The sequence below is a fragment of the Pandoraea sp. B-6 genome, assembly GCF_000282835.1.
GTDB lineage: Bacteria > Pseudomonadota > Gammaproteobacteria > Burkholderiales > Burkholderiaceae > Pandoraea > Pandoraea cepalis.
Genome location: NZ_KB290503.1, coordinates 54,001 through 65,009 on the forward strand (window position 1 = coordinate 54,001; position 11,009 = coordinate 65,009).

The following is an 11,009-nucleotide window of genomic DNA, read 5'->3' on the forward strand; positions in this document are numbered from 1 at the left end:
GTCGGGCCATCGACGTCGTCGTGGTGCGGAATCAGTGGCCGCTGCCGGCGGACGAATCCGCCGGTGTCGCGACCGGGCCTGCGTGCGGCAGGCGCGCAATCATGAGAATCGCGACGATGCCGCCGAGGGCACCGCACAGGAAGATCGAGGCATAGCCGAAATAGTTGGCGACGAGACCGGCCATCGGACCGATCAGCCCAAGCGCCAGATCGAAGAATGCCGAGTAGGCCGCCAGCGCCGCGCCGCGGTTCTGCGGCGGGACCTGACGCAGCGCCTCCACGCCGAGGGCCGGGAAGACCAGCGAGAAGCCCACGCCGGTGAGTCCGGCGCCCACGAGGGCCATGTCCGGGTTCACCGCGCCCCACAGCAGGAACTGGCCGATGGCGCTGAACACGAGCGAGGCCATAGCCACGCGGCGTCCGCCGAATCGATCGACGGCGTGCGCGAGCACGATCCGTATGCCGATAAAGCATGCGCTATAGAGCGTGAGCGCGAACGCGGCACCCGACCAGCCGTGGCTCGCATAGTACAGCGTGATGAACGCGGCAATGACGGCATAGCCGATGCTGCCCAGCGTCATGGCCAGTCCCGGGCGCCATACCAGTCCCACCACACGGAAGAACGGCAAGCGATTCCCGCCAATGGGCGCGGCTGCTGGCAGACGCAGCGCGATCGCGAACGCGATGGCGGGCAGCGCGATGTTCACCAGCGAGACCGCCGTAAAGCCGGCCGATTGCAGCAGGTAGGCCCCGAACGGGGCACCGATGGCGATCGCCGTGTACATGGACACGCCTTGCCACGAAATCGCCTTGCTGGCGTGGGCGGCGCCGAGCAGGCCGATGCCCCACGACATGCCGCCGGTCAGGATCAGGCTTTCGCCGAAGCCGAGCACAACGCGTCCCGCGATGAGAATGCCCAGCGCAAGTGCCGGGTGCGGCACCATCGACGCCGCCAGATAGAGCACGCCCGCCACGCCGCAGCCGCACAGGCCGGTCAGCACGGCGCGGCGCGGGCCGCGGGTGTCGACGGTGCGTCCGGCGTAGGAGCGCAGCAGCAATGTGACGACCGACTGGATGCCGATGGTCACGCCCACCACGAAGGCGCCGTAGCCGAGCGTTTCGTGCACGTAGACCGGCAGTACGGGCAGCGGCATGCCGATCGTCATGAAACCGAAGAACATGATTGCGGCGAGCATGCTCAGGGTCCCGTAGACACTGACGGCGGGCCGCGCGGAGGTAGGAGGTTGCGTCATTGGGCTTGTTATTGTTTGCGATGGCCTTCGAGGGCCGACGGCGGAAGGGCCGAAGGGCCGCGGTGCTGAGGCCGTGACGTCGAGCGTTGCCGCCAGTCTGTCAGCGTCGTCGGACAACGACGATGACAGACGAGACACCGATGAGACGGTGTGCGGCGCGTGGTTGGGCGCAGACGATCGTCAGCCCGGCGCGCGCGAGGGAAGCCGGGCGGCGATTTCGGCGATCAGGCGTTGGGCGAGCGATGCCTTGTCGGCACGTGGCAGGTGTTGCTGCCCGGCCTCGTCGAACAGGATGACCTCATTGTCGTCCTGCCCGAACGTGGCCGGCCCGAGATTGCCGACGAGCAGCGGCACCTGCTTGCGTTTGCGCTTCTGGGCGCCATGCGTCTCCAGATCGCCTGACTCGGCTGCGAACCCCACGCAGTAGGGCGGCGTCGGCAGCTGCGCGACGGCCGCGAGGATGTCGGGGTTCTGCACGAATTCGAGCGTCGGCACGTCGGCGTCGCCCGCCTTCTTGATCTTGTCGCGGGCTACATCGCGCACGCGCCAATCGGCCACGGCGGCCACCGCGATGAAGATGTCGTTGTGCGAGATGTCGGCCATCACGGCGTCATACATTTGCTGCGCCGTCTGGACGTTGCGGCGCGTGACGCCGTAGGGCGTCGCCAGCGAGCACGGGCCGGCGATCAGATGCACCTCGGCACCGGCCTGCGCCGCGGCACGCGCGAGCGCGAAGCCCATCTTGCCGCTGGACAGGTTGGTCAGGCCGCGGACCGGGTCGATGGGCTCGAAAGTCGGGCCGGCGGTAATTAGCACGCGGCGCCCGGCGAGTCGCTTGGGCTGGAAGAAGCTGGCAAGCGCCTCGAACAGGTCCTCCGGTTCGAGCATTCGTCCGTCGCCGATTTCGCCGCAGGCCTGCTCGCCGCTGCCGGGGCCGAGGATCGCGACGCCATCGCCGCGCAGCGTCGCCGCATTGCGCTGAGTGGCCGGGTTGGCCCACATCTGACGGTTCATTGCGGGCGCCACCAGCAGCGGGCAATCGCGCGCCACGCACAGCGTGGACAGCAGATCGTCCGCCATGCCGTGCGCGAGCTTGGCGAGAAAGTCGGTGGAGGCCGGGGCGATGAGAATGGCGTCGGCCTCGCGCGAGAGGTCGATGTGCGCCATGTTGTTGTCGATGCGGCCATCCCACTGACTGGTGAAGACCGGGCGGCCGGAGAGCGCCTGCATCGTGAGCGGGGTGATGAATTGCGTGGCGGCCTCGGTCATCACGACCTGCACCGTCGCACCGGCCTTGATGAGCAACCGGGTGAGTTCGGCCGACTTGTAGCAGGCAATGCCGCCGGTCAGGCCGAGAACGATGGTCTTGCCCGCAAGTTCACCGCGATCCATAGGAAGTGCCTCCTCCAAAGTGCTGCGCGGCGCCTCCTGGGCGCCGCGACGGTGTTTTGCCTCGATCCGCGGTGCGCTATTTGCCGCGCCGCACGCGTCGCAGCTCGTCGATCACCAGCAGTACGGCGCCCACGCAAATTGCCGAGTCAGCCATGTTGAACGCCGGCCAATGCCAGCCGCCGACGTGAAAGTCCAGAAAGTCGATCACGTGGCCGTAGATCACCCGATCGATCACGTTGCCCAGCGCGCCGCCCAGAATCAGCGAGAGCGACAGGCAGAACATCTTCTGGCCGTGATGGCGCTTGAGCAGGAAGATGATCACGGTCGCCGCCACCAGACCGAGCAGCGTGAAGAACCAGCGCTGCCAACCGCCCGCGGCCGCCAGGAAGCTGAACGCCGCGCCCTTGTTGTACACCAGCACCAGATTGAAGAACGACGTCAACGGATGAAACTCGCCGTACTGGAACGTCTTCAGAATCGTCAGCTTGGTGACCTGATCGATCAGGATCGCGATGACCGCGACCCCAAGCCACGGGGCCAAGCCATAAGCGGCGCCACCCCGCGCGCCCCCATTGCCATTGCTGCGTCGTGCGCCCGTACGGGCGCCTGCCTTGCTTGCCATTATGCCGCGCTCCGGTGTTCGCCGCTGCCGAACAGATTCGACACGCAGCGGCCACAAAGGGTGGGATGGGCCGCGTCTGCGCCCACGTCTTCGCGATAGTGCCAGCAACGCTCGCACTTCTGGTGCGAGGACGGCGTGACCATCACGCCTTCGTCGGCTTCGGTCGCCACCTGCGTGACGGCCGCCGCCGATGTGATCAGCACGAAGCGCAGGTCGTCGCCGAGGCTCGCCAGCACCTCGTACTTGCGCCCCGAGACGCGCACGTCGACTTCGGCCTGCAGCGACGAACCGATCTGCTCCGCCGCGCGTGCCTCTTCGAGCGCCTTGGTGACGTCGCCGCGCACCGTGCGCAGGAGGTACCACTTCTCAAGCAGACGCGAGCCTTCCGCGACGTCCGGATAAGCGTAGTACGTCTCCGTGAAGATCGTGTCATTGCCCGGCTGGAACACCTGCCATGCTTCTTCGGCCGTGAACGACAGGAACGGGGCCATGAGCTTGAGCAGGCCATGCGTGATGTGGTACAGGGCGTTCTGGGCGGCGCGGCGGGCCGGCGAGTCCGGTGCGCTCGTGTACAGACGATCCTTCAGAATGTCGAGGTAGAAGCCGCCGAGGTCCTCGGAGCAGAACGTCTGGAGCTTGGCCACGACCGGATGGAACTCGTAGCGGTCGTAGTGGCCGAGCACTTCGGTTTGCAGCGACTGGGCCAATGCCACGGCGTAGCGGTCGATTTCCAGCCATTGGTCGGCCGGCAGCGCGTGCTTCGCGTGGTCGTAATCGGCCAGATTCGAGAGCAGGAAGCGCAGCGTGTTACGGATACGGCGATACCCTTCGGTGACGCGCTTGAGGATTTCGTCCGAGATCGACAGCTCGCCCGAGTAATCGGTCGACGCCACCCACAGGCGGATGATTTCGGCACCGAGCTTGTCTGCGACGTCTTGCGGCAGAATCGTGTTGCCGATCGATTTCGACATCTTGCGGCCCTGACCGTCGACCGTGAAGCCGTGCGTGAGCAGCGCCTTGTATGGCGGGCGGCCGTCGATCATCGAGGCCGTGAGCAGCGACGAATGGAACCAGCCGCGGTGCTGATCCGAGCCTTCCAGATACAGGTCGGCCGGGAAGCCCAGCTCATGCGCGTGCGAGCCGCGCAGCACATGCCAGTGCGTCGTGCCCGAGTCGAACCACACGTCGAGCGTGTCGCGGTTCTTCACGTAATCCTTGGCCTCGTCGCCGAGCAGCTCAACCGGGTCGAGCGTTTGCCACGCTTCGATGCCTTCGGTTTCCACGCGCTTGGCCACGGCTTCGAGCAGTTCCGGGGTGCGCGGATGCAGCGCGCCGGTTTCCCTGTGCACGAAGAAGGCCATCGGCACGCCCCATTGGCGCTGGCGCGAGAGCGTCCAGTCCGGGCGGTGCGCGATCATGTTGTGCAGACGCTGCTTGCCCCACGCCGGGAAGAACTCGGTGGCTTCGATGCCGGCGAGCGCGATCTCGCGCAGGGTGTTGCCGCCGCCCGGCGCGCCGTCGACCGGCTTCACGTCCATGCCCGCGAACCACTGGTTCGTCGCGCGATAGATGATCGGGGACTTGTGACGCCAGCAGTGCATGTAGCTGTGCGTGTACTTGAACGAGTGGAACAGTGTACCGGCTTCGCGCAGCGCTTCGACGATCTGCGGGTTGGCGTCCCAGATAGACTGGCCGCCGAACAGCGGCAGGCTGTCCTGATAGTGTCCGTCGCCCAGCACCGGCATGCGGATATCCGCGTCGGACATGCCATGCGCCTTGCACGACACGAAGTCTTCCACGCCATAGGCGGGGGCCGAGTGGACGATGCCCGTCCCCGTTTCGGTCGTCACGTAGTCGCCGAGATAGACCGGCGAGGTGCGCTCGTAGCCGGCGTCGGCCGTCGACAAGGGGTGACGGAAGCGGATCAGCGAGAGCGCTTCGCCCTTCGTGCGCGCGACGATGTCGCCGTGCAGGCCGTAAGTCTTCAGGCAGTCTTCAACGCGTTCGCTTGCCAGAATCAGCAGACCGCGCTCGGTCGAGACCAGCGCGTATTCGACTTCCGGGTGAACATTGAGCGCCTGGTTCGACGGGATCGTCCACGGGGTGGTCGTCCAGATGACGATGTGGCCGTCTTCGCGCGGCAGCTTCGGCAGGCCGAAGGCCTTCGCGACTTTCTCCGGCTCGGCGAAGGCAAAGCCGACATCGATGGCCAGATCGGTCTTGTCCTTGTACTCGACTTCCGCTTCGGCGAGTGCGGATCCGCAGTCGAAGCACCAGTTCACCGGCTTCAGACCGCGGTAGACGTAGCCGTTCTCCATGATCTTCGCGAGCGCACGAAGCTCGTTCGCTTCGTTCGAGAAGTTCATGGTCTTATACGGGTTGTCCCAGTCGCCGAGCACGCCCAGACGCTTGAAGTTGGGCTTCTGGCGTTCGATCTGTTCCGCCGCGTAGGCGCGCGCCCTTTCCTGTACTTCGCGCACCGGCAGGTGCTTGCCGAACTGCTTTTCGATCTGGATTTCGATCGGCATGCCATGGCAATCCCAGCCCGGTACATAGGCGGCGTCGAAGCCCGCCAGGCTGCGTGCCTTGACGATCATGTCCTTAAGGATCTTGTTGACCGCGTGGCCGAGGTGGATGTCTCCGTTGGCATACGGCGGGCCGTCATGCAGGATGAACTTCGGACGGCCTTTGCTTGCGCGGCGGATCTTGTCGTAGATCTTCTTGTCCTGCCATTGCTTGACCCACTGAGGCTCGCGCTTGGGCAGATCGCCGCGCATCGGGAACGGCGTGTCCAGCAGGTTGACGGGATATTTGCTCGGGGCTTTCTTTTCGCTCATGGGGCTTCGCTACGAATTTGGAATATCAGGTGTAGGGCGCTCGCGCCGTTGGCGTTGCAGGCGGGCCTTGTGGGCCGGAAGCGGCAACGCCCGGGCAGGTGCCAGTGGCGGCGGCGGGCCGCGCGCGAGGCGCTGGGCGCCGGCGCACGCGGGCGAAGATCAACTAATTCGGTCGGTAGCCGAGGTGGCAAAGTCGCGTCGTGCGCTCGGGCTGTTGGCATCAAGCGCATGCGCGAAGTAGGCGCGCGCCTCGCGCGTGTCTTGCGCGATGGCCGCTTCCAGTTCGGCCAGACCGTCGAATTTGGCTTCGTCACGCAGCTTCTGCAAGAATTCCACACGCACCAGCTTGCCATAACAATCGCCGTCGAAATCGAGCAGGTGGACTTCGAGCAGCACGCGCCCGGAATCGTCCACGGTCGGGCGCCAACCCAGGCTGGCCACGGCGGGCAGCGGTCGGTCCGCCAGGCCATGCACCTGCACGACGAAAATTCCCGTCAACGCCGGATGCTTGTGGGCGATGCGCAGATTGAGCGTCGGGAAGCCCAGCTTGCGGCCGAGCTTCATGCCATGCACGACGTGGCCCGTGATCGCGTACGGACGGCCGAGCAGCGCGTGGGCGCGCTCGAAATTGCCGTCGGCGAGCGCCGTGCGCACTTCGGAGCTGGAAATCCGCACGCCGTCGTGTGCGAAGGTCGGCATTTGTTCGACGACGAAATCGAAGCGACGGCCGGCATCGCGCAAATATTCGATGTCGCCCGCGCGTTTCGCGCCGAAGCGGAAGTCGTCGCCCACGAGCAGCCAGCGGGTGTGCAACCCGTCGACGATGATATTGCGCACGAAGTCTTCAGGCGACTGGCCGGCGAAATGGGCGTTGAAGTGTTCCACCACCAGGCGGTCGACCCCATGCGAGCGAAGCGCCTCGAACTTGTCGCGCAGGTTGGAAATGCGCGCGGGCGCCCGGTCGGGCATGAAATACTCACGGGGATGCGGCTCGAACGTCATCACGCACACCGGTAGGCCGCGTGCGGCCGCCGAGGCGCGAACGCGAGCGAGCAGCGCCTGGTGGCCCAGGTGCACGCCGTCGAAATTGCCGATCGTCAGCACGCAGGGCGCTTTGCTCTGCGCGTTGGGTAGACCCCGGAAGACTCGCACGATAATGGAAGCGTCAGGTCAGGACGTCGAATTGAGCGTTGGTGGATAATCCCGCGCGGCGCGGATGCGAAGACCCACCGGCCTGCGGCGACGGGGCGAGCCCAGGGCGGCGCAGGACGGCCGATCCGACATTGCGGCGCCGCAGAACGTTGAATTATAAACGCTTCGGGGCCATCGCGGCGCACGACGCGGTCAATGCCACGTGTCTGGTGCGTCGCACCAATGATAAAATCCTGCGATGAAGAACATTGTCATCCTGATTTCCGGACGAGGCAGCAACATGCAGGCCATCGTCCGTGCCTGTACCGCAGAAGGCTGGCCGGCCCGCGTGGCGGCCATCATCACCAATCGCGCCGACGCCGAAGGCCTGGCATTCGCCCAGGAAAACGGCATCGCTACGGCCGTGGTGCCCAGCCAGGGCAAGACGCGCGAGGCGTTCGACGCCGAACTTGCCGCCGAGATCGATCGCCATCAGCCCGATGTGGTGGTGCTCGCCGGCTTCATGCGCATTCTGACGCCGGGCTTTACCGAGCGCTACGCCGGCCGACTCCTGAACATTCACCCGTCGCTGTTGCCTGCCTTCCCGGGTCTGCAAACGCACGCCCGCGCGCTCGACGCCGGCTGCAAGGTCGTGGGCGCAACCGTGCATTTCGTCACGGCCGAGCTCGATCACGGCCCGTACATCCTGCAGGCGGCCTTGCCGGTGCGGGCAGGAGACACCCCCGAGACGCTGGCCGAGCGCATTCTGCCGCTGGAACACATCATTTATCCGCGCGCCGTGCGCTGGTTCGTGGAAGATCGTCTGGTCGTGGCCGATGGCCGCGTGACGACCACGCCCGGGGCCGACGGCACGCCCGATCCGCAATGGCTTTTTGGTGAGGACGCATGAGCACCCGCCCGACACAGCGCCGCGATGGCGCCAATCAATCCGGTCATCGCGCCGGTGGCCGATCCACCGATACCCGTCAGCCGTCAAAGGGCGGGCAGGCGGGAGAGCGTCAGGAGCGATATGTCCGCCCTGACCGCTACGACCGTTCACGCAACGATCGCCGCCCGGAGGCGCCGCCCGCCGAGACGGCCCGCATGCGCGGCGAGCACCTGTCGCCCGCACTCTTCGAGCACACGCAACGCCTGCTCGGCAGCGTGCTGACGTTCAGCGGTCCGGCCGATACGCTTGTGAGCACGTACTTCCGCGCCAACGCCAAGCTGGGCCACCGCGAGCGCGGTGTGCTGGCGGAAACGGTCTTCGCCATTCTGCGCCGCAAGCTCGAATTCGGTCAGCATGCAGGCAGTGGCTCCGGGCCGCTGGAGCGACGCCTGGCATTGCTCGGTCTGGCGTTCACGCGCGGTCTGGCGTCGGTGCAACTGGTGGCAACGCCCGATGAAGTCTCGTGGCTCGAGCACGTCGGTCAGATCGACCCGGCCAGCCTGTCTGCTCGCGTGCGCACCAATTTGCCGGAATGGCTCTATGAGCGTCTGGCCACGCGATTCGACGGCACTGAACTCGAAGCGCTCGCCGCGGCCCTTAACCAGCCCGCGCCGCTCGACTGCCGTGTGAACGTGGTCAAGGCGAACCGGGACGATGTGCTCGCGCAACTGCGTGCGGACGGCTTTTCGGCCGAGCCGACGCCGTTCGCGCCCAACGGCATTCGTCTGGCCGGCAAGCCTGCACTGCAAAAGCATCCGCTGTTCATTTCCGGTGCGATCGAAGTTCAGGACGAGGGAAGCCAGTTGCTGTGCCAATTGGTCGCGCCGCGTCGCGGGGAGATGATCGTCGACTTCTGCGCCGGGGCCGGCGGCAAGACGCTCGCCATCGGCGCGCAGATGCGTTCGACGGGGCGCCTTTACGCGTTCGATATCTCGGAAAAGCGCCTGGCGAAGCTCAAGCCGCGTCTGGCGCGCAGCGGCCTGTCGAACGTCTATCCGGTCATGATCGACAGCGAGAACGACAGCAAGATCAAGCGTCTGGCGGGCAAGATCGACCGCGTGCTGGTCGACGCCCCTTGCAGTGGGCTTGGCACGCTGCGTCGCAATCCGGATCTGAAATGGCGTCAGTCGCCACAGTCGGTCGCGGAGCTCACGCAAAAGCAGGCGTCGATCCTCGCGAGCGCAGCACGTCTGGTGAAGCCGGGCGGCCGTCTCGTGTACGCTACGTGCAGCCTGCTGAACGAAGAGAACAGTGCCATCGCCGAGGCGTTTGCGGCCGCACATCCGGATTTCGCGTTGTTACCGGCGAATGCGTTGCTTGCAGCGCAGAAAATCGACATCGACACGGGCGAGTATCTCGAATTGCTGCCGAACCGCCACGCGACCGACGGCTTTTTCGCCGCCGTGTTCGAGCGACGTTCGGCGTAACGCTGTGCTCGGCGTCGGCTAACAAAAAACAAGAAGAGAGAGAGCGATGCAGGAAAGTCCGGCTTTCGCGAGATTGGTGCGTGATGTCGTGCGTGATGTCGGCGAACCGCAGATCGTCTGGCAGGTCGTGGCGCTCGCGCTCGCCCTTGTCGTTGCCTTCGTGCTGCGGCGCTGGATGATCGGCCGGCTCGACCGTCATTTCGAGCGTGTCGCACCGGCGCGCCGGGCGGGGGCGTCGAGCCTGCGTCGCGCCTTCTTCCCGATTTTCGGCTGGATCTGCGTGGCGCTCACGCGCGTGGTCCTGCAGGACTACACGCACGTCTCGCTGCTGATGCTCGCGGAGGTGCCGCTCTTCGGCACTGCGCTCATCTATCTGGCGTTTTATCTCGCGCGCCGATTGTTCGCGTCGTCTCCCCACGCGTCGGGGCTGCTGAAAGTCTTCGAGCGTGTTTTCACGGCGCTCGCCTGGCTGTCGATGCTGGCGTACGTGCTCGGTGTCCACGACGACATCCTGAAGTGGCTCGCCAGCGTGCGCTTCGCCGTGGGCTCGAGCCATCTGACGTTGCTCTCGATCCTCTCCGGCCTGCTCTGGATTGGCGTGACGCTCGTGCTGGCGATGTGGGTGGGGGCGCTGATTGAAGACCGGATCATGCGCACGGCCACGCTCGACGGCAATCTGAAGGTGGTGCTCTCGCGGCTGGTCAAGGGCGTGCTGACGCTGATTGCGGTGCTCACGACGCTGTCGTTCGTCGGCATCGACATTACGGTGCTCGGGGTGTTCGGCGGCGCGCTCGGCGTGGGGCTGGGCTTCGGTTTGCAGAAGATCGCGTCGAATCTCGTGTCGGGCTTCATTATCTTGCTCGACCGCTCGGTGCGCATTGGCGACCTCATTACCGTCAGCCCGTACCACGGCACGGTTTCGCAGATCAATACGCGCTATACGGTCGTTCGGGGGCTGGACGGCGTCGAAGCCCTGGTGCCGAACGAGCAACTGGTGACGAACGTCGTCCAGAATCACTCCTTTACCGAGACCCGCGGGCGTGCCAAGGTCAACGTGCAGGTGGCTTACAGTGCCGACGTCGAACTGGCGATGTCGCTGATGCTCAAGGCGGCCGTGGGCATTCCCCGCGTGTTGGCCGATCCGGCGCCTTCGGCGTTGTTGTTGAACTTCGGCGCGGATGGGATGGATCTCGAAATGGGCTTCTGGGTGCAAGATCCGGCTCAGGGCAGTGGCGCGATTCGTTCCGAGATCAATTTGCGGATTTGGCGCACATTTCGTGAGCATGGTATTGAAATTCCGTATGCGCAGCGCGAAATACGCATTCTGAATGATTGGACCGATGGCGTGCCGGTCGGCGGTGCGCATTCGCCGGCGTTGCCGGCAGAATCGTCTGAACTC

At 65.5% G+C, this 11,009-nt stretch carries 8 protein-coding genes; 3 read left to right on the top strand and 5 right to left on the bottom strand.

The window, feature by feature from the left end:
• Positions 1-31: 31 nt before the first annotated feature.
• The 5 genes from A985_RS0107440 to A985_RS0107460 all read right to left on the bottom strand — a co-directional run bounded on the left by A985_RS0107440 (position 32) and on the right by A985_RS0107460 (position 7,255).
• A complete protein-coding gene (locus tag A985_RS0107440) occupies positions 32-1,252 on the bottom strand; it encodes an MFS transporter (protein ID WP_083902226.1) in 1,221 nt (406 codons plus the stop codon).
• Between the two features lie 180 nt (positions 1,253-1,432).
• Positions 1,433-2,644, bottom strand: a complete 1,212-nt coding sequence (gene coaBC / locus A985_RS0107445; RefSeq protein ID WP_017232774.1) for a bifunctional phosphopantothenoylcysteine decarboxylase/phosphopantothenate--cysteine ligase CoaBC — start codon at positions 2,642-2,644, stop codon at positions 1,433-1,435.
• A 76-nt stretch (positions 2,645-2,720) separates the two neighbouring features.
• The gene (gene lspA / locus A985_RS0107450; protein WP_017232775.1) at positions 2,721-3,266 is read right to left on the bottom strand and encodes a signal peptidase II; all 546 of its coding nucleotides are present in this window, start codon (positions 3,264-3,266) and stop codon (positions 2,721-2,723) included.
• Entirely contained in the window at positions 3,266-6,103 is a 2,838-nt protein-coding gene (gene ileS, locus A985_RS0107455) for an isoleucine--tRNA ligase (protein WP_017232776.1), read from the bottom strand. Before ileS ends, lspA begins: the two co-directional genes overlap by 1 nt.
• A 159-nt stretch (positions 6,104-6,262) precedes the next feature.
• On the bottom strand, positions 6,263-7,255 hold the full coding sequence (locus A985_RS0107460) for a bifunctional riboflavin kinase/FAD synthetase (RefSeq protein ID WP_026131737.1): 993 nt from the start codon (positions 7,253-7,255) through the stop codon (positions 6,263-6,265).
• A gap of 238 nt (positions 7,256-7,493) precedes the next feature.
• On the opposite strand from A985_RS0107460, the gene purN reads away from it, so the two are divergent.
• From purN to A985_RS24565, 3 genes are all read left to right on the top strand, one after another.
• Positions 7,494-8,144, top strand: a complete 651-nt coding sequence (gene purN, locus A985_RS0107465; protein WP_017232778.1) for a phosphoribosylglycinamide formyltransferase — start codon at positions 7,494-7,496, stop codon at positions 8,142-8,144.
• 194 nt (positions 8,145-8,338) lie between these two features.
• Positions 8,339-9,610, top strand: coding sequence for an RsmB/NOP family class I SAM-dependent RNA methyltransferase (locus A985_RS0107470; protein ID WP_017232779.1), 1,272 nt, complete (start codon positions 8,339-8,341; stop codon positions 9,608-9,610).
• A gap of 46 nt (positions 9,611-9,656) precedes the next feature.
• On the top strand, positions 9,657-11,009 hold a 1,353-nt coding region (locus tag A985_RS24565; RefSeq protein WP_157211388.1), incomplete at its 3' end, for a mechanosensitive ion channel family protein.

Excerpts from the sequence above, each read along its gene's own strand:
- A985_RS0107440 (WP_083902226.1), bottom strand. The coding sequence starts at position 1,252 with ATGACGCAACCTCCTACCTCCGCGCGGCCCGCCGTCAGTGTCTACGGG.
- coaBC (WP_017232774.1), bottom strand. The coding sequence starts at position 2,644 with ATGGATCGCGGTGAACTTGCGGGCAAGACCATCGTTCTCGGCCTGACC.
- lspA (WP_017232775.1), bottom strand. The coding sequence starts at position 3,266 with ATGGCAAGCAAGGCAGGCGCCCGTACGGGCGCACGACGCAGCAATGGC.
- ileS (WP_017232776.1), bottom strand. The coding sequence starts at position 6,103 with ATGAGCGAAAAGAAAGCCCCGAGCAAATATCCCGTCAACCTGCTGGAC.
- purN (WP_017232778.1), top strand. The coding sequence starts at position 7,494 with ATGAAGAACATTGTCATCCTGATTTCCGGACGAGGCAGCAACATGCAG.
- A985_RS0107470 (WP_017232779.1), top strand. The coding sequence starts at position 8,339 with ATGCGCGGCGAGCACCTGTCGCCCGCACTCTTCGAGCACACGCAACGC.